At 69.6% G+C, this 18,591-nt stretch carries 11 protein-coding genes and 1 pseudogene; 8 read left to right on the plus strand and 4 right to left on the minus strand.

From position 1 onward, the window contains the following. Positions 1-239 precede the first annotated feature (239 nt). The 7 genes and pseudogenes from IE97_RS0134195 (at position 240) to IE97_RS0134225 (ending at position 13,026) form a co-directional block, all read left to right on the plus strand. Positions 240-1,508, plus strand: coding sequence for an extracellular solute-binding protein (locus tag IE97_RS0134195; protein ID WP_030249638.1), 1,269 nt, complete (start codon positions 240-242; stop codon positions 1,506-1,508). A 125-nt stretch (positions 1,509-1,633) separates the two neighbouring features. Then, positions 1,634-2,638, plus strand: coding sequence for a carbohydrate ABC transporter permease (locus tag IE97_RS0134200; RefSeq protein WP_030249643.1), 1,005 nt, complete (start codon positions 1,634-1,636; stop codon positions 2,636-2,638). Between the two features lie 16 nt (positions 2,639-2,654). Next, positions 2,655-3,563 carry a sugar ABC transporter permease gene (locus IE97_RS0134205; RefSeq protein WP_030249647.1) on the plus strand — a complete coding sequence of 303 codons (909 nt, stop codon included), beginning with the start codon at positions 2,655-2,657 and terminating at the stop codon, positions 3,561-3,563. A 163-nt stretch (positions 3,564-3,726) separates the two neighbouring features. Further along, positions 3,727-5,502: an alpha-amylase family glycosyl hydrolase gene (locus IE97_RS0134210; protein WP_030249652.1), complete on the plus strand. Its 1,776-nt coding sequence runs from the start codon at positions 3,727-3,729 to the stop codon at positions 5,500-5,502. Between the two features lie 119 nt (positions 5,503-5,621). Continuing rightward, positions 5,622-6,994 (plus strand): annotated as a pseudogene (locus IE97_RS38900) (alpha-amylase). Between the two features lie 142 nt (positions 6,995-7,136). Beyond that, positions 7,137-12,548, plus strand: a complete 5,412-nt coding sequence (pulA, locus tag IE97_RS0134220) for a pullulanase-type alpha-1,6-glucosidase (RefSeq protein WP_030249655.1) — start codon at positions 7,137-7,139, stop codon at positions 12,546-12,548. Between the two features lie 118 nt (positions 12,549-12,666). Continuing rightward, positions 12,667-13,026 (plus strand): 5-carboxymethyl-2-hydroxymuconate Delta-isomerase, encoded by a 360-nt coding sequence (locus tag IE97_RS0134225; RefSeq protein ID WP_030249659.1) that lies wholly within the window; start codon positions 12,667-12,669, stop codon positions 13,024-13,026. 6 nt (positions 13,027-13,032) lie between these two features. Here IE97_RS0134225 and IE97_RS0134230 read toward each other — a convergent pair whose 3' ends face one another. The 3 genes from IE97_RS0134230 to IE97_RS0134240 form a co-directional block, all read right to left on the minus strand. Next, positions 13,033-13,722 carry a TetR/AcrR family transcriptional regulator gene (locus tag IE97_RS0134230; protein WP_030249664.1) on the minus strand — a complete coding sequence of 230 codons (690 nt, stop codon included), beginning with the start codon at positions 13,720-13,722 and terminating at the stop codon, positions 13,033-13,035. A gap of 94 nt (positions 13,723-13,816) precedes the next feature. Then, positions 13,817-15,742 carry a hypothetical protein gene (locus IE97_RS0134235; RefSeq protein ID WP_030249667.1) on the minus strand — a complete coding sequence of 642 codons (1,926 nt, stop codon included), beginning with the start codon at positions 15,740-15,742 and terminating at the stop codon, positions 13,817-13,819. A gap of 47 nt (positions 15,743-15,789) precedes the next feature. After that, positions 15,790-16,317: a tetratricopeptide repeat protein gene (locus IE97_RS0134240; protein WP_030249672.1), complete on the minus strand. Its 528-nt coding sequence runs from the start codon at positions 16,315-16,317 to the stop codon at positions 15,790-15,792. A gap of 146 nt (positions 16,318-16,463) precedes the next feature. Between IE97_RS0134240 and IE97_RS0134245 the strand changes: the two genes are divergently transcribed. Then, complete coding sequence (locus tag IE97_RS0134245) at positions 16,464-16,898, plus strand: hypothetical protein (RefSeq protein ID WP_030249676.1); 435 nt, start codon at positions 16,464-16,466, stop codon at positions 16,896-16,898. A gap of 72 nt (positions 16,899-16,970) precedes the next feature. Here IE97_RS0134245 and IE97_RS0134250 read toward each other — a convergent pair whose 3' ends face one another. Beyond that, complete coding sequence (locus IE97_RS0134250) at positions 16,971-18,548, minus strand: DUF1996 domain-containing protein (protein WP_030249681.1); 1,578 nt, start codon at positions 18,546-18,548, stop codon at positions 16,971-16,973. Positions 18,549-18,591 lie beyond the last annotated feature (43 nt).

The raw sequence follows: 18,591 nt of genomic DNA on the forward strand, positions 1-18,591 counted from the left end.
GGAAACGGATAGCAAGTGCTTGCAGAGTCTTGCACAGCTGCCCGACTCCCGCTGAACGCCTGAAACCCGGGCTCACGGCGGCCCAGGGGAGGTCACGGCGGGATAACCATCCGTACCTCTTGCAACTTTTTGCTGCAAGGTCTTTCGCAACTCCTGCAAGCGCGGCTAATCTCACCGACGCCCGGCGGCCAACGGCGCAGTCGGCAGCACGAAACGGGCTTCACCCTCAAGGAGAACTCATGCGGCGTGGCATAGCGGCCACCGCGCTGGTGGCGTCCCTCGCCCTGGCGGCGACGGCGTGCGGCGGAAGCGACAGCGGCGACAAGGCCGACGGTCCGGTCACCATCACCTGGTGGGACACCTCCAACGCCACCAACGAGGCGCCGACGTACAAGGCCCTCGTCAAGGAGTTCGAGGCCGCCAACAAGGACGTCAAGGTCAAATACGTCAACGTCCCCTTCGACCAGGCGGAGGTCAAGTTCGACACCGCCGCCGGATCCAAGGGCGCCCCCGACGTGCTGCGCTCCGAGGTCGGCTGGACCCCGGCCTTCGCCAAGAAGGGCTTCTTCCTTCCGCTGGACGGCACCGAGGCCCTCGCCGAGCAGGACAAGTTCCAGCCCAGCCTGATCGAGCAGGCCACGTACGAAGGCAAGACCTACGGCGTCCCCTTCACCACCGACACCCTCGCCCTCGTCTACAACAAGGCCCTGTTCGAGAAGGCCGGCGTCGAGGCCCCCAAGACCTGGGACGACCTGAAGAAGGCCGCCGCCACCATCAAGGACAAGACCGGCGTCGACGGCTACTGGGGCTCCACCCAGGCCTACTACGCCCAGTCCTTCCTCTACGGCGAGGGCACCGACACCGTCGACGTCGACGCCAAGAAGATCACCGTCACCTCGCCCGAGGCCAAGAAGGCCTACGGCACCTGGCAGAGCCTCTTCAAGGGCAAGGGCCTGCACAAGGCCGACACCACCGCCGACGCCTACGCCCACATCCAGGACGCGTTCGTCAGCGGCAAGGTCGCCTCGATCATCCAGGGCCCGTGGGAGATCACCAACTTCTACAAGGGCTCCGCCTTCAAGGACAAGGACAACCTCGGCATCGCCACCGTCCCGGCCGGCTCCACCGGCAAGGCGGGCGCCCCGACCGGCGGCCACAACCTCTCCGTGTACGCGGGCTCGGACAAGGCCCACCAGGAGGCGTCGCTGAAGTTCGTGAAGTTCATGACCTCGGCCAAGGCCCAGGAGACCATCGCGCTGAAGAACTCCACGCTCCCCACGCGCGAGGACGCCTACACCGCCGAGGTCAAGGCCGACCCCGGCATCGCCGGCTACCAGGGCGTGCTGTCCGCCGCCCAGCCGCGCCCGGCCCTGCCCGAGTACAGCTCCCTGTGGACCCCCCTCGACGACGAACTGCTCAAGATCGCGGGCGGCAAGGTGTCCCTGGACAAGGGCCTCGGCAACGCCGAGACCGCCATCGCCAAGCTGGTGCCGGACTACACCAAGTGACCCACCGCGTGGCCGCCGGATCCCCCGGTCACGGGGGAGGGGATCCGGCGGCCACCGGCCTGCGCCCGCGCCTGGGCCCGGCCGGCTCCCCTTGAACTTCCTGAACCTCCAGAAGGTGTCGAACCATGACAGTCGCCATCGACCGAGCGACCGGCAAGCGGCGCGGTGAGCGGGCACCACGGCCCGGGCCGGCCCAGCGGCTGAAGAACGGCTTCCACAAGCACTGGTACGCCTACGCGATGATCGCCCCGGTGGCGATCGTCCTCGGGGTCCTCGTGCTGTACCCGCTGGCGTACGGCCTGTACCTCACCCTCACCGACGCCAACAGCCTCAACACCGCCCGCACCATCGGCGTCAACCACATCGACGCCACCTACACGTTCATCGGCCTGGACAACTACGCCGACATCCTGTGGGGCCCGACGGCGTACGACCGGTTCTGGTCGCACTTCCTCTGGACGGTCTTCTGGACGGCGGCCTGTGTCGCCCTGCACTACGGCATCGGCCTCGGCCTCGCACTGCTCCTCAACCAGAAGCTGCGCGGCCGCACCCTCTACCGGATGATCCTGGTGCTGCCCTGGGCCGTGCCGACCTTCGTCACCGTCTTCGGCTGGCGGTTCATGCTCGCCGACGGCGGCATCATCAACAGCGGTCTCGACCTGCTGGGCCTGCCGGCGCCGCTGTGGCTGGAGGACACCTTCTGGCAGCGGTTCTCCGCGATCATGGTCAACACCTGGTGCGGTGTGCCGTTCATGATGGTCTCGCTGCTCGGCGGACTGCAGTCGATCGACGCGAGCCTGTACGAGGCGTCCGAGATGGACGGGGCCAATGCCTGGCAGCGCTTCCGGTACGTCACCCTGCCCGGCCTCAGGTCCGTCAGCACCACGGTCGTCCTGCTCGGCGTGATCTGGACGTTCAACCAGTTCCCCATCATCTTCCTGCTGTTCGGCAACACCGCCCCCGACGCCCAGATCCTCGTGACCTGGGCCTACCAGCTGGGCTTCGGGCAGCAGCCGCGCGACTACGCCCAGTCCGCGGCCTACGGAATCCTGCTCCTGTCCCTCCTGATCGTCTTCACCTCCTTCTACCGCCGCTGGCTGAACCGCAACGAGCAGCAGCTCGCGATCTGAGGCAGGAGTTCTGAAAATGAGTACGACCACCGCCGAAACCTCCGCCAAGGTCACCGAGCGGCGCCCCGCCGACGCCCCGCACAAGATCCGCGGCCGCGGGAAGCGCGGCCGTGCCGCCTCCCTCGCCTCGCACGCCGTGCTGATCGGCGCGAGTCTGACCGCGCTCTTCCCGATCGCCTGGCTGGTCTTCCTGTCCCTCGGCCCGGACAAGGACGACTACCTCCACCCCGCGCGCATCTGGGGCAAGATGACGCTCGACAACTACGCGTTCGTCCTGCGGGACACCGGCTTCTTCGACTGGCTGACGAGCACGCTGGTCGTGGTCCTGGGCACGACGCTCATCGGCGTCGTCGTCGCCGCGTCCACCGGTTACGCCGTCTCCCGCATGCGGTTCCCCGGCTACCGGAAACTGATGTGGGTGCTGCTGGTCACCCAGATGTTCCCGATTGCAGTACTGATCGTGCCGATGTACCAGATTCTCTCGGATCTGCAGCTCATCGACAGCTACCTTGGTCTCATCCTTGTCAACTGCACGACGATCGTGCCGTACTGCGCCTGGCTGATGAAAGGCTATTTCGACACCATCCCGTTCGAGATCGACGAGGCCGGGCGCGTCGACGGACTGACCCCGTTCGGCACGTTCGCGCGGCTCATCCTGCCGCTGGCCAAGCCGGGCCTCGCGGTCGCGGCCTTCTACAGCTTCCTCACGGCCTTCGGTGAGGTCGCGTTCGCCTCGACGTTCATGCTGAGCGACGACAAGTACACCTTTGCCGTCGGTCTGCAGACGTTCGTGAGCGAGCACGACGCGCAGCGCAACCTGATGGCCGCGACGGCTGTGCTGATCGCGATACCGGCCGCCCTGTTCTTCTACCTCGTGCAGAAGAACCTGGTGACCGGGCTCACCGCAGGCGGTACGAAGGGGTGACCTTCGCCGGTGGTCGGCCGCGGGTTTCGTCGTGGCCGGTCGCGCCCACGCGGCGGAGCCGCAGATCGACAGAGCCCCGCGCCCGCAGGGGCGCGGCAGGGGCGGCCGCGGTGCCCATCCGACCCCGCTGTGCCGTGGCCGCCCGAACCCACCCACGCTTCCCATGACCGACATCCTGTTACGCATCAAGGACGACATGAGCCAGCACTCAGCCGCACCTGCCCCCACTCCCGCGTCCGCAGTGGCCGTCGCCAAGCGTGGCGACTGGTGGCGGGACGCGGTGATCTACCAGGTGTACCCGCGCAGCTTCGCCGACAGCAACGGTGACGGCATGGGCGACCTGGAGGGTGTCCGCACCCGACTGCCGTACCTGCGCGACCTCGGCGTGGACGCCGTGTGGCTCAGCCCCTTCTACGCCTCGCCGCAGGCGGACGCCGGCTACGACGTGGCCGACTACCGGGCCGTCGACCCCATGTTCGGCAACCTCCTGGACGCCGACGCGCTGATCCGCGACGCCCACGGGCTGGGCCTGCGCATCATCGTCGACCTCGTGCCCAACCACTCCTCCGACCAGCACGAGTGGTTCAAGAGGGCCGTCGCCGAGGGCCCCGGGTCTCCGCTCCGGGAGCGCTACCACTTCCGTCCCGGCAAGGGCGCGAACGGTGAGCTGCCGCCCAACGACTGGGAGTCGATCTTCGGCGGTCCGGCCTGGACCCGGGTCACCGAACCGGACGGCACGCCCGGCGAGTGGTACCTGCACCTCTTCGCGCCCGAGCAGCCCGACTTCAACTGGGAGCACCCGGCGGTCGGCGACGAGTTCCGCTCCATCCTGCGCTTCTGGCTGGACATGGGCGTCGACGGCTTCCGGATCGATGTCGCCCACGGCCTGGTGAAGGCGGACGGGCTGCCCGACCTCGGCTCCCACGACCAGGTCAAGCTGCTGGGCAACGATGTCATGCCGTTCTTCGACCAGGACGGGGTGCACGAGATCTACCGGCAGTGGCGGCTCATCCTGGACGAGTACGCCGAAAGGAAGGGGCCCGAAGGGTCTTCGTCAGAAGGGCGGTGGTGGGAGACGGGAGGGCGGATCTTCGTCGCCGAGGCGTGGACACCGACCATCGAGCGCACGGCCAACTATGTCCGCCCGGACGAACTGCACCAGGCGTTCAACTTCCAGTACCTCAGCACTCACTGGGACGCCGCCGAGATGCGCGAGGTCATCGACCGCACCCTGGAGGCCATGCGCCCGGTCGGTGCTCCCGCCACCTGGGTCCTGTCCAACCACGACGTGACCCGGCACGCCACCCGCTTCGCCAACCCGCCCGGCCTCGGCACCCAGATCCGCCTGGCCGGCGACCGGGAACTGGGGCTGCGCAGGGCACGCGCCGCGACCCTGCTGATGCTGGCCCTGCCCGGCTCGGCGTACATCTACCAGGGCGAGGAGCTCGGCCTGCCGGACGTCGTCGACCTGCCCGACGAGGTGCGCCAGGACCCGGCGTACTTCCGGGGCGCGGGCCAGGACGGCTTCCGTGACGGGTGCCGGGTGCCGATCCCCTGGACCCGGACCGGGTCGTCGTACGGCTTCGGCGACGGCGGCAGCTGGCTGCCGCAGCCGGACGGGTGGGGCGAGCTGAGTGTCGAGGCCCAGACCGGTGTGCCCGGCTCGACGCTGGAGCTGTACCGGGCCGCGCTCGCGGTGCGCCGCGAGCAGCCCGACCTCGGCGCCGGTTCGTCCGTGGAGTGGCTGCGGGCGCCCGATGGCGTGCTCGCCTTCCGGCGCGGGGAGTTCGTGTGCGTCGCGAACACCACCGGCGAGTCGGTGGCGATGCCGGCGTACGGCCGGGTGCTGGTCGCGAGCGGGGAGATCCTCCAGGTGGACGACGAGGCGAAGGTGCCCGCCGACACGACGGTGTGGTGGACCACCGCCGTCACTGCCTGACTTTCCCTTGAATTCCGTACGGCCCGCTGCCCTTCGGGGTGGCGGGCCCTTATCATCTGCGTCACCGCAAGGTTTCTGAACCTTGCAGCAAGAGCCTTCAACGAAGAAGGAAACCCCACATGGCACGCAGACATCTCTCCGCCGCCGTGGCTCTCGCCACGGCTGCGATTGTCATGAACCCGACTAATGCCAGGCCTCCCCACCTGGCACCAAGGACGTCACCGCCGTCCTCTTCGAGTGGAAGTACGCCTCCGTCGCCCGCGAGTGCGCGACCACCCTGGGGCCCGCCGGATACGGCTTCGTCCAGGTCTCACCGCCCGCCGAGCACATACAGGGCCCGCAGTGGTGGACCTCGTACCAGCCCGTCAGCTACAAGATCGCCGGCCGGCTCGGTGACCGCGCGGCCTTCCGGAACATGGTGGACACCTGTCACGCGGCCGGTGTGAAGGTCGTCGTCGACACCGTCATCAACCACTTGTCGGCGGGCAGCGGCACCGGCACCGGCGGCTCGTCCTACAGCAAGTACGACTACCCCGGCCTGTACTCCTCGTACGACTTCGACGACTGCACCGGCCGGATCAGTGACTACCGGGACCGCTGGAACGTCCAGCACTGCGAACTGGTCGGCCTCGCCGACCTCGACACCGGCGAGAACCACGTCCGGGGCGCCATCGCCGGATACATGAACGACCTGCTCTCCCTCGGCGTCGACGGCTTCCGTATCGACGCGGCCAAGCACATGGACGCCGCCGACCTCGCCCACATCAAGTCCCGGCTGAGCAATCCGTCGGTGTACTGGAAGCAGGAGGTCATCCAGGGCAGCGGAGAAGCCGTCCAGCCCACCGAGTACACGGGCAACGGCGACGTCCAGGAGTTCCGCTACGCCTACGACCTCAAGCGAGTCCTCAACAGCGAGAACCTCGCCTACCTGAAGAACTACGGCGAGGGCTGGGGGTACCTCAGCAGCGGCGTCTCCGGTGTCTTCGTCGACAACCACGACACCGAGCGCAACGGCTCCACGCTCAGCTACAAGGACGGCGCCACCTACACCCTGGCCAACGTCTTCATGCTGGCCTGGCCGTACGGCGCCCCGGACATCAACTCCGGCTACGAGTTCACCGACCACGACGCCGGTCCGCCGAACGGGGGCCGGGTCGACGCCTGCTGGCAGGACGGCTGGAAGTGCCAGCACAACTGGCCGGAGATCAAGTCCATGGTCGCCTTCCGCAGCGCCACGCGCGGCCAGGCCGTCACCAACTGGTGGGACAACGGCGGCGACGCCATCGCCTTCGGCCGGGGCGGCAAGGGCTTCGTGGCCATCAACCACGAGTCCGGCTCCCTGACCAGGACCTACCAGACCTCGCTCCCGGCGGGGACGTACTGCGATGTCCAGAGCGACACGACCGTGACGGTGAACTCCGGCGGGCAGTTCACCGCCACCCTCGGCTCGAACACCGCCCTGGCGATCCACGTGGGCACGTCCAGCTGCTAGGGCGGCAGGGCGTGGGCCAGGCCAACTCGGTTCGTTGAAAGTTCTTTCCAGTTGTTTCAGGACTCTTGCTGCAAGCGTTTCGGCGGCGATACGGTCGCGCGGGGTCGGACCCGAGAGCCGCAATCGCAAGGAGTCCACGTCAGTGATACCGAGATGGCCGGTGCCGTCAAGGCGCCGAACCGCCCGTGCCGGACGGGTCGCTGCGGTCACCGCGACCGCACTGGCCGCAGCACTCGTCCAGCCGCTCGCCGCCGGGGCCGCCACCGCGCCGGCGCCTCCGTCCGACGCGAAGCTCGCCGCCGAGCCCGCCCGCCACGACGCCACCCGTGAGCAGTTCTACTTCGTTCTGCCGGATCGTTTCGCCAATGGCGACCGCCGCAACGACAAGGGCGGCCTGACCGGATCCCGCCTGGCCACCGGCTACGACCCCACCGACAAGGGCTTCTACCAGGGCGGTGACCTCAAGGGCCTGACCAAGAAGCTCGACTACATCAAGGGCCTCGGCACCACCGCCCTCTGGATGGCCCCGATCTTCAAGAACCAGCCCGTGCAGGGAACGGGGGCGAACGCCTCCGCCGGCTACCACGGGTACTGGATCACCGACTTCACCCAGGTCGACCCGCACTTCGGCACCAACAAGGACCTCGAGACCCTCATCGACAAGGCCCACGCCAAGGGCATGAAGGTCTTCTTCGACGTCATCACCAACCACACGGCGGACGTCGTCGACTATGAGGAGAAGTCGTACGACTACCTCTCCAAGGGGGCGTTCCCGTATCTGACGAAGGACGGCGTGCCGTTCGACGACGCCGACCACGCGGATGGGCGACAGGCCTTCCCCGAGGTCGACCGCGACTCCTTCCCGCGCACGCCGGCCGTTCCCGCGGCGAAGAAGGACATCAAGGTGCCGTCGTGGCTCAACGACCCGACGATGTACCACAACCGCGGCGACTCGACCTTCGCCGGTGAGAGCTCCACCCACGGCGACTTCTCCGGGCTCGACGACCTGTGGACCGAGCGGCCCGAGGTCGTTCGGGGCATGGAGAGGATCTACCAGCGCTGGGTGCGGGACTTCGACATCGACGGCTTCCGGATCGACACCGTGAAGCACGTCAACATGGAGTTCTGGACGCAGTGGGCCACCGCCCTCGACGCCTACGCCGCGCGGCAGGGCCGCGACGACTTCTTCATGTTCGGCGAGGTGTACTCGGCCGACACGGACGTCACCTCCCCGTACGTCACCCGGGGCCGCCTCGACGCCACGCTCGACTTCCCGTTCCAGGAGGCGGCCCGCCAGTACGCCTCGCAGGGCGGCACCGCCCAGAAGCTCGCGGGCGTCTTCGGCGACGACTACAAGTACACGACCGGCAAGGCCAACGCCTACGAGCAGGTCACCTTCCTCGGCAACCACGACATGGGCCGGATCGGGTACTTCATCGAGCAGGACAACCCGAAGGCCACCGACGCCCAGATCCTCGCCAAGGACAAGCTCGCCAACGAGCTGATGTTCCTCAGCCGCGGCAACCCCGTCGTCTACTACGGCGACGAACAGGGCTTCGCCGGCGCGGGCGGCGACAAGGACGCCCGCCAGAGCATGTTCGCCTCGCGCACCGCCGACTACCTCGACGACGACCGGATCGGCACCGACGGCACCCACGCCGAGGACGCCTACGACACGAAAGCACCGCTCTACCGCCGGATCAGTGCCCTCGCGGGGCTCCGCAAGGCGAACCCCGCCCTCACCGACGGCGTCCAGCAGCAGCGGTACGCGGCCGACGGCCCGGGCGTGTACGCCTTCTCCCGCACCGACGCACGGACCGGCACCGAGTACGTCGTCGCCTTCAACAACGCGGCGGAGAAGAAGACGGCGACGTTCCCGACCGGCTCGGCGGGCATGACCTTCAAGGGCCTCTACGGCACCGGCGCCTCCGTGAAGAGCGACGGCGAGAAGAAGCTCACCGTCACCGTCCCGCCCGGCTCGGCGATCGTGCTCAAGGCGACCGGCAGGCTCGCCGGGCCCGCCACCGTGCCGGCCATCACCCTCAAGGCCCCGGCGGCCGGCGCCACCGGCACCGTCGAGCTCACCGCGGACGTGGACGGCGGGCAGCTCAACCGGGTCGTCTTCGCCGCCCAGGTCGGAGGCGGAAAGTGGCGGACCCTCGGCTCCGCCGACCACGCCCCCTACAAGGTCACCCAGACCATCGGCAGCGACGTGGCACCCGGCACCGCCCTGCGCTACAAGGCGGTCGTGATCGACTCGCGGGGCCGCACCGCGAGCGCCCTGGCCGCCTCCACCACCGGCACCCCGCCCACCGAGGAGCCGCCCTCCGCCTCCTCCCGCGACCACGCGATCGTCCACTACAAGCGCGCCGACGGTGACTACGCCGACTGGGGCCTGTACGCCTGGGGCGACCTGGCCGACGGCGAGGCCACCCAGTGGCCCGACAGCCACCCCTTCACCGGCCGTGACGCCTACGGCGCCTTCGCCTACGTCAAGCTGAAGCCCGGCGCCTCGGACATCGGCTTCCTCGTCATCGACAAGGACGGCACCAAGGACGTCGCCGCCGACCGCACCATCGACGTCACCAGGACCGGCGAGATCTGGATCGAGCAGGGCAAGGAGACCGTCCGCACAGAGAAGCCGACCGCCGACTACCCGGCCCCGGACAAGACCAAGGCGGTCCTGCACTATCACCGGGCCGACGGCGACTACGACGGCTGGGGCCTGCACGTCTGGACGGGCGCCGCGAATCCCACCGAGTGGTCGAACCCCCTGAAGCCGGTCAAGACTGATACCTATGGTGCGGTCTTCGAGGTACCGCTCACCGACGGTGCCACCAGCCTCAGCTACATCCTCCACAAGGGCGACGAGAAGGACCTGCCCGCCGACCAGTCGCTCGACCTCCGCGCGCACGGCCACGAGGTGTGGCTGTTGAGCGGCCAGGAGAAGTACCTGCTCCCGCAGCCCGCGGGCACCTCGGGCGCTCTCGACCTGACCACCTCCAAGGCGGTCTGGATCGACCGGAACACCCTCGCCTGGAACGGCTCCGACGCCGCCGCCTCCACCCAGCTGCTCTACGCCCGCGACGGGTCGATCGCGGTGAAGGACGGCGCCCTCACCGGTGCCGCCAAGTGGCTGCGGCTGTCGAAGACCGAGCTCAGCGACGTCCAGAAGGCCCGGTTCCCGCACCTGAAGGCCTACGGTGCCTGGACCGTCGACCCACGCGACCGCGATCGGGTGCGCCAGGCCCTGCGCGGCCAGGTCGTCGCCACCCAGCGGGCCGCCAATGGGGCCGTGCTCGCGGCGACCGGCGTCCAGATCGCCGGTGTCCTCGACGACCTGTACTCCGGCGCCACCAAGGCCGACCTGGGACCGGCGTTCTCCCACGGCCGCCCCACCCTGTCCGTGTGGGCGCCGACCGCGCAGCACGTCGCACTGGAGATCGGCGACACCACCGTGCCGATGAGGCGCGACGACACCACCGGCGTCTGGTCCGTCACCGGCCCGAAGTCCTGGAAGGGCAAGTCCTACCGGTACGTCGTCACGGTCTGGGCGCCCAGCGCCGGCAAGGTCGTCACCAACAAGGTCACCGACCCCTACGCCCTCGCCCTCACCGCCGACTCCGAGCGCGGCCTCGTCGTCGACCTGCGCGACAAGGCGCTGAAGCCCCGCGGCTGGGCCTCCCTGGAGAAGCCGAGGGCCGTCCCCCTCCGGGACGCCCAGATCCAGGAGCTGCACATCCGGGACTTCTCCGTCGAGGACCGCACGGCGAAGCACCCCGGCACCTACCTCGCCTTCACCGACAAGGACAGCGACGGCTCCAGGCACCTGCGCGAGCTGGCGAAGGCCGGCACCTCCTACGTCCATCTCCTGCCCGCCTTCGACATCGCCACCATCCCGGAACGCAAGGCCGACCAGGCGAAGGTCGACTGCGACCTCGCCGCCTACCCGGCCGACTCCGACAAGCAGCAGGAGTGCGTCGGGAAGATCGCCGCGAAGGACGCCTACAACTGGGGCTACGACCCGTACCACTACACGGTCCCCGAGGGCTCCTACGCCACCGACCCGGACGGCACCGACCGAACCGTCGAGTTCCGTGAGATGGTCAAGGCGCTCAACGAGGACGGCCTGCGGGTCGTGATGGACGTCGTCTACAACCACACCGCGGCGAGCGGCCAGGAGCGCACCAGCGTCCTCGACCGGATCGTGCCGGGCTACTACCAGCGGCTCCTCGCCGACGGGTCGGTGGCGAACAGCACCTGCTGCGCCAACACGGCCATCGAGAACGCCATGATGGGCAAGCTGGTCGTCGACTCGATCGTCACCTGGGCCCGGGAGTACAAGGTCGACGGATTCCGCTTCGACCTCATGGGCCACCACCCGAAGGCCAACATCCTCGCGGTCCGGGAGGCCCTCGACGCGCTCACGCCGGAGAAGGACGGCGTCGACGGCAAGAAGATCATCCTGTACGGCGAGGGCTGGAACTTCGGCGAGGTCGCCGACGACGCCCGGTTCGTCCAGGCCACGCAGAAGAACATGGCCGGCACCGGCATCGCCACCTTCTCCGACCGGGCCCGCGACGCCGTGCGCGGCGGCGGCCCCTTCGACGAGGACCCCGGCGTCCAGGGCTTCGCCTCCGGCCTGTACACCGAACCCAACTCCTCCGAGAACAACGGCACTTCGGCCGAACAGAAGGCCCGCCTGCTGCACTACCAGGACCTGATCAAGGTCGGCCTCTCGGGCAACCTCGCCGACTACCGGTTCACCGGCACCGACGGCAAGGAGGTCAAGGGCTCCGAGGTCGACTACAACGGCGCACCCGCCGGATACGCCGCCGCCCCCGGCGACGCCCTCGCCTACGCCGACGCGCACGACAACGAGTCCCTCTTCGACGCCCTCGCCTTCAAACTGCCCGCCACGACGAGCGCGTCCGACCGGGCCCGGATGCAGGTCCTCGCCATGGCGACGGCCACCCTCTCCCAGGGCCCGGCGCTGTCCCAGGCGGGCACCGACCTGCTGCGCTCCAAGTCCCTGGACCGCAACTCCTACGACAGCGGCGACTGGTTCAACGCCGTCCACTGGGACTGCGCCGACGGCAACGGCTTCGGACGCGGACTGCCCATGGCGGCCGACAACGCCGGCAAGTGGCCGTACGCCAAACCCCTGCTCAGCAAGGTCAGGGTCGGCTGCGAGCAGATCGAGGGCGCCTCGGCCGCCTACCGCGACCTGCTGCGGATCCGCGCCACCGAGAAGGACTTCTCCCTCTCCACCGCCGAGCAGGTGCAGTCCCGGCTTTCCTTCCCGCTGTCCGGCACGGACGAGACGCCCGGCGTGATCACCATGCGGCTCGGTGACCTCGTCATCGTCTTCAACGCCACGCCCGAACGGCAGGAACAGCGCGTCCCCGCGCTCGCCGGGGCCGGCTACCGCCTGCACCCGGTGCAGCGGGCGGGGGCGGACCCTGTCGTCAAGTCGTCCTCCTACACGGCACAGTCCGGCACGTTCACTGTTCCGGGACGCACGGTGGCCGTCTTCACCAGCGCCGCCGGGTAACCGCACCGGCCCTGGCGGCGGGGTGGGGCGGACCGCGTCCACGGTCCGCCCCACCCCCTCTGGCCGTCGGCGTTGACGGCTAGGGTGAGCCCGTTGGCCGCCCGGAACAGGAGTACCGATGCCGCAGATCACCGTCGACTGTTCCGCCGGCCTCGGCGACGGCTTCGACCGGCAGGGATTCGCCAAGGCACTGCACGAGGCGACGGTCGACATCGCGGGGGCCGCCAAGCCGTCGGCCTGCAAGACGCGGTTCCGCCGGACCGAGGACATCGTGGTCGGCCTCGAGACCGGGGGCCACGCCCATGTGCACGTCCACATCGCCCTGCTCCCCGGCCGCACCGAGGAGACCAAGGCCCGGCTCACCGAGGCCGCGCTGGAGCTGCTGCGGACGCACCTGAAGGTTGCCGAGGGGCTCGTGCTGCACGCCTCCGCCGAAGTGCGTGAGCTGGACGCGTCCTACCGGAAGTCCGAGGGCTGAGCGGGTTCAGGTCGTCGGTGTCACGAGTCGGCCGGCCAGTGCGGTGAACGGGCCGTAGGTCGGCTCGTCCTTGAAGATGCGGTGCAGCAGGGACCTCATCTCCTCGTCGTGTGCGGCGCTGACCGTGGCGAGCGCGGCGAAGTCGTGGACGAGCTTGACCTCCAGTTCGTCCCGTGGGATGCGCCGGCCGTCCAGCCAGATCAGCGCCGTCGACTCGGCGAGCGAGATCCAGGAACGGACGACCAGTTCCAGACGGGCGGGCGGATCGGTCACGCCCAGGTGCGAAAGGATCTGGACATACGCGGCCTGCCGTACGGAGTCGACGAGCGCGTTGGTCGTCGACGAGCCAACCGCGGGGCCGCCGCGCATCAGGGCGGAGAAACCGGGCCCGTGCTCGTCCACGAAGTCGAAGTAGCGGTGCATCACGCGCAGCAGCCGCTCTCCCAGCGGGCCCTCGTGGGGCTCCACGAAACGGGCCGCGAGATCGTCCGAGGCCCGCTGCAACGCGGCCTCGTACAGGCTGAGTTTGCCTGGGAAGTAGTGGTAGACCAACGGGCGTGAGATGCCCGCGACCGACGCTATCTCGTCGATGGAGACCTCGTCGGGCGAGCGGCGGCTGAACAGTTCGAGGGCGACGCCGATCAACTGCTGCCGACGCTCCTCCACTCCCAATCTGCGGCGAACCCCGGTAGTCATGCGGACACCTTACCGATCGATTCCAGCCGCGAACCGGCCAGGATCGATCATGGACGTTCACCGTCGCCCACCGGGCGGGCGTACGATCCGGCCGTCAGCGCAGTCCGCCGATCGCACGCCCGTCCTTCAGCGTGCCCTTCAGCTCGGCCCGGACCCCTCGCTCGGCCGGCACGGTCAGCAGACTGCCGCGCGCCGACCCGCTGATCCCTCCCGACGCCCGGATCGACGCCGTGTGCCGACTGCCGGCCGCCAGCAGATACCAGTCGCCCGCCTCCGACTTCCACCACACACCCGCCAGCACGTGCGGGTGGCGCGCCCCGCACGCCGGCGCGTTCTCGGCCTTCGCCGCCACCGCCCCGTACGTCCCGCCCGGAGTGTGGAACTGCGCCAGCACCCGCGCCCCGCCACCCCGCCAGGTCTCGGCCCGGGTACACACCCACGCGGCCGAACCGCTCGCGTCCGGCAGCGGCTGCTCGTTGAACGCCCAGGCGTTGACGCTGCGCACGCCCGCGGAGCGCATCGTGGCGAGCGAGCAGGCGAACGGCTCCCAGGTGCGCAGCGCCTCGGCGCCGGACACCTCGCCGGGGGAACCGGGCCGCCCCGTGGTGAGCCGGGCCGGCACCAGTTCGCCGAGGTCGGTCAGCAGCCGGGTGCCCGTGCCGTCGGTCAGCTGCAGCACGTTCCACGACGTGCACGCGCCCGGCCGCAGGACCGGGCCGGCCAGCGGCGCCGTGACACCGCCGGTGAGGACGAGGTCCATCGCGCCGGAGCCCGGCTTCATCAGGTCCCGCTCGGCCGCCTTCTTCACCCAGGGCGCGGTCAGGTAGCGGACGTTGCCGTCGGTACGGCCCAGGACCACCGCACTCGCCCCGGACCGGCCGGCGCCGTCGACCCGGGCGAAGTCGAGCGCCGCGCCCTCCGTGTCGTCCGCCGGTTCGGCGTACCGGGCGATGCGCAGACCGTCGTAGAGGATCACCACCCGTGCGGCGTCCACCCTCCCCGCGAACAGCAGCTGCGGTGGTCCGGCCGGGCCGCCGGTCGGCGTGCCGGGCGTCGCCGTCACCCCGACCGCCCCGCCCGGGCGGGCCCAGACGGCCAGGGCGCGGCGCAGCAGCGCCGTGTCGCCGGTGAGGTCGCCGCGGGCCGGCCACACGGAGAAGTCGGTGCGCGCCGAACTCCGCCACGCGGCGGGGGAGATCCTGGTCAGTTTCGCCGGATCCAGCGCGGCCTGGGCGGCCGGGTTCCGCGCGTACGGGGGCGCGGCGGCGCCGTCGGGACCCACGCCCCCGCCGGGCAGGCCGAACAGCGCCCCGCACACCAGCAGGGCCGCGCCGGCGGCCAGCGCCGCCTTCAGGTACTGGCGGCGCCGCATCAGGTCGGTGGGGCGGGCCTGGAGCGAGCAGGGGTCGAACTCGGGGGAGTCGAGCAGCCCGAACTGCTCGGGGACTCCACCCGCCTCGAGCAGCGCGCCCTCCGCGTCGGCGACGCCCGCGGCCGTGAGCACCTCACGGACGGCGTCGTCCTCCAGCCGCTCCAGTCCGCGCAGCGCGTACGCGGCCCGGGCCGGGCCGGACAGGGTGGACAGCCGCTGGTCCAGGGCGAGTTCGTCGGCGCCGCCGGGCCTCGGGAACAGCTTCAGTCCCCACACCTGCGGCAGCAGCGGCGGCAGCTGGGACCTCTTGGGCCACGGCTTGAGCTTCAGCGGCAGTCCCGCCTCCAGCGCCGAGCGCAGCACCTCGAGACGGACCAGGGCGTAGCCGGGTTCGCCGTCACGGCCGGCCGACTGGGCTGGGATCACCGGGGCCGGAGTGCGGCTGCCGCGGGGCAGCGCCCGCTGAGTGAGGGCGTGTGCGGTCAGCACGCGCCTGCCGCGGCCCATGCCCGGCGGCAGCACCAGATAGGCGAGCCGCACGAGCCGCGGGTAGTGCTCGACGAGCGCGGCCTCGGCCTGCTCGACGTCGACGACCGGGCCGGTGGGGGAGGGGGACGCGGGGCGCTGGGCGACATCCTGTGACTGCACGTTCAGCAGAACGAGCGAATCGGGGGATGGTCACCTGACCGGGGACGTCAGCCCTCCGTAGGCTCCTCGGGATCCACCAGCAGCCGGGCGTAGTTCGCCATCGACCGCTGGTAGCGCGGCAGGTGCGGGGCCAGGGCGCCCAGGGCCAGCGACAGGGCCTCCCGGTCGCGGCCGGTGCTGGACAGGCACAGCGCGAGCGTCGCGCGTACGGGGTCGTCCAGCTCGTCGGACGGGGCGTCCAGCTCGGGCGTCAGCAGCGCGACGCCCTCCTCCGCCCGGCCGATGTTCCGCAGCGAGCTGGCCAGCTGGATCTTCGTCCGCCGGGTCTTGTAGGGGCTCGCGTCGGCGAGTCCGCGCTTCAGTGCCTCCTGGTACAGCGGGACCGCCTTGTCCGAATGCCCCGTCGAGTCCCAGGCGCAGGCCTGCTCGAACACGCCGAGTGGGCTGCCCTCCGGCAGTTCGGCCACGAGGGCGTCGACCTCGGCGCGGAAGCGCGCCTCGTCCTCCTCTGCTTCGGCGTAGTCGTCGAAGCGGGCCCACAGAGCGGCCACCCGGTCTTCCCAGTCCTGGTTCACCGGCCCAGCCTCGCACAGACGTGCCCACCGGCACACGGGATTTGAGCACCGCGCGCTCCGCAGCCGTATCGAAGACGAGGAGCCTCTCGCCGGGGCTCCGTGCGGCATGCGTCCGGACCGTGCCGTGAAGAGGACCGGAGGAACAGATGAGGGTGACCCGACCGATGCTCGCGCTGAGCGGCGCGGTGGCGATACTGGCGCTGGCCGGCTGCGGATCCGGTGGCAAGGACGAGGCGGCCGTCCCCAAGGAGGTGACCGGCAGCCTGGAGCACATCGCCGCCGAGGCGAAGTGCAAGCCGAACATGCAGACCGACGCCGACACCATCCGCCAGGCCATCTGCAAGAAGGGCAAGGAGAAGTACGTTCTCGCGACCTTCGCCACCGATCGCGGTCAGCGTGAGTGGCTGAACAGCGCCAAGGACTACGGCGGCTACTACCTCGTCGGCCGCAAGTGGGTCGCCGTGGGCCAGGAGAAGACGGTCACGGCGCTCCAGAACAGGCTCGGCGGGACCATGGAGGAGGGCTCCGAGCACATGAACCCCGGTGGCAGCCACAACAAGAGCGGAAGCCACCACGGCTGACCGCGCGGGTCCGGAAACACGGAAAAGCCGGCGGTGGGAACTCCCACCGCCGGCTTTGTCACCGGCCTAGGACTACTGGCAGTCCTGACCACTGTTGATGCACTCGACCATCTCGTTCATCACGTTCTCGTCGAAGAAGTTGATGAAGTCGTTGTGGTCGGTGATCGGCTTGTGCAGCTGCTCCGGGAAGGAGTCCACCGCGAAGGCGTTCTGCACCTGCCCGTTGTTGATCTGCGGCGCCTCGACGTCGTAGACCAGGCGGACCTGGAGCTGGGGGATGGCCTGGAAGCCGTTCGAGCAGCTGCCGTCCGCCTCCACGAAGTCGACGTGGGTGCGGTGGTTGGCGCTGTCGATGTTCTGGCCGTCCCAGCAGCTCTGGAAGTTGGACGTCCGGACCACGCTGCTGCCCTGGGGGCAGAGCGGGTACTTGTCCGTCACCTGGCGGTCCTCGAAGCCGGTGCAGCTCCAGGAGGTGTTGGCGTTGTTGAGGCCGTTGGTGAAGGACTTGGCGTCACCGGTGATGATGCGCAGGGCCTTCGGCATCGCGACGACGTCGCTGGTGCGGTTGCCGACGAACTTCAGCTGGGCCTCGGCCGGCTCGACGATCTTGCCGACGTTGCCGTCCTGGCCACCGCCGGGCTGACCCGCGTCGATGTCGTCCGAACCGTCCTGGATACGGAGGACCGGCCAGAAGTACGAGGACTTGTCGCCCTGGTTCTGGCAGGACGTCTGGGCGTTCGCCAGGTCCTCGTCGCTCGCGAAGGCGTTGTTGCTCTGGTTGCCGACGTAGTCGTGCTGGTGCTGCGCGCCGTTGGACACGCCGGGCGCCACGATCACGTTGTCCGAGTTGCGGTTCTCGTTCTCGTTGGTGCCGCAGTTCGTGGTGAACGTGCCCGTGGAACCACCGTCGCCGTTCGCGGCGAGGCCGTTCGGCAGGTTGCGGGAGTTGGGCTGGACGTCCTCGATGTTGATGAAGTCGTTCGCCGCGGGGCCGTTGTTGGCCTGCCCGCCGTTGCCGCCCTGATCCTGGCCGCCCTGGTCCTGGCCGCCCTGGTCCTGGCCGTCCTGGTCCTGGCCGTCCTGGTCCTGGCCGTCCTGGTTCTGGCCGTCCTGGTTCTGGCCGTCCTGGTTCTGGCCGTCCTGGTTCTGATCGCCCCCGGCCTGGCCATCGGTGGTGCTGGCGTCGGCGGCCATGCCCTTGCACTCGGCCATCTGGTCGAGGTTGGCCGGAGCCTGACCGCCCACCCGCTTGATGTTGATGCCGATCCGGTCGATGACCGCGACCCGCTTCGACTTCAGCGGGCCGAGGATGGCGTTGTCGACGAAGGCGGAGTCGCCGGCCTGAGCCTGACGCGTGGAGGCGAGCCGGGTGTAGGCCTCGCTGATCTGCTTGTCGAGATTCGCCAGCTCCTTGTCGACACCCTTGCGCGCACCGTCCGGCACATCGGTCAGCTGCTGTCCTACGTCCGGGCACTGGATCGTGGCGATCTGCGCGCCCGCGGACTTGATCTGGCCCGCCGAGTTCTCCTCATGCGCCGAGGCATAGAAGTTTGCCCAGATCAGCCCGCCCCCACCGAGCGCTAGGGCCGCCGATGCGGCTATGGCCTTGGTGGCCATCGGCGTCCGGCGTTTTCTTGTGTTGCGTCCCATGGAACTCCTCTGACTTCCTTTTTCGGGGGCATCGAGGCGCCCG

The sequence above is a fragment of the Streptomyces sp. NRRL S-455 genome, assembly GCF_000717875.1.
In the GTDB taxonomy this organism is placed as follows: domain Bacteria; phylum Actinomycetota; class Actinomycetes; order Streptomycetales; family Streptomycetaceae; genus Streptomyces.

Excerpts from the sequence above, each read along its gene's own strand:
- IE97_RS0134230 (WP_030249664.1), bottom strand. The coding sequence starts at position 13,722 with ATGACTACCGGGGTTCGCCGCAGATTGGGAGTGGAGGAGCGTCGGCAG.
- IE97_RS0134200 (WP_030249643.1), top strand. The coding sequence starts at position 1,634 with ATGACAGTCGCCATCGACCGAGCGACCGGCAAGCGGCGCGGTGAGCGG.
- IE97_RS0134250 (WP_030249681.1), bottom strand. The coding sequence starts at position 18,548 with ATGGGACGCAACACAAGAAAACGCCGGACGCCGATGGCCACCAAGGCC.
- IE97_RS0134205 (WP_030249647.1), top strand. The coding sequence starts at position 2,655 with ATGAGTACGACCACCGCCGAAACCTCCGCCAAGGTCACCGAGCGGCGC.
- IE97_RS0134195 (WP_030249638.1), top strand. The coding sequence starts at position 240 with ATGCGGCGTGGCATAGCGGCCACCGCGCTGGTGGCGTCCCTCGCCCTG.
- IE97_RS0134225 (WP_030249659.1), top strand. The coding sequence starts at position 12,667 with ATGCCGCAGATCACCGTCGACTGTTCCGCCGGCCTCGGCGACGGCTTC.
- IE97_RS0134210 (WP_030249652.1), top strand. The coding sequence starts at position 3,727 with ATGACCGACATCCTGTTACGCATCAAGGACGACATGAGCCAGCACTCA.
- IE97_RS0134245 (WP_030249676.1), top strand. The coding sequence starts at position 16,464 with ATGAGGGTGACCCGACCGATGCTCGCGCTGAGCGGCGCGGTGGCGATA.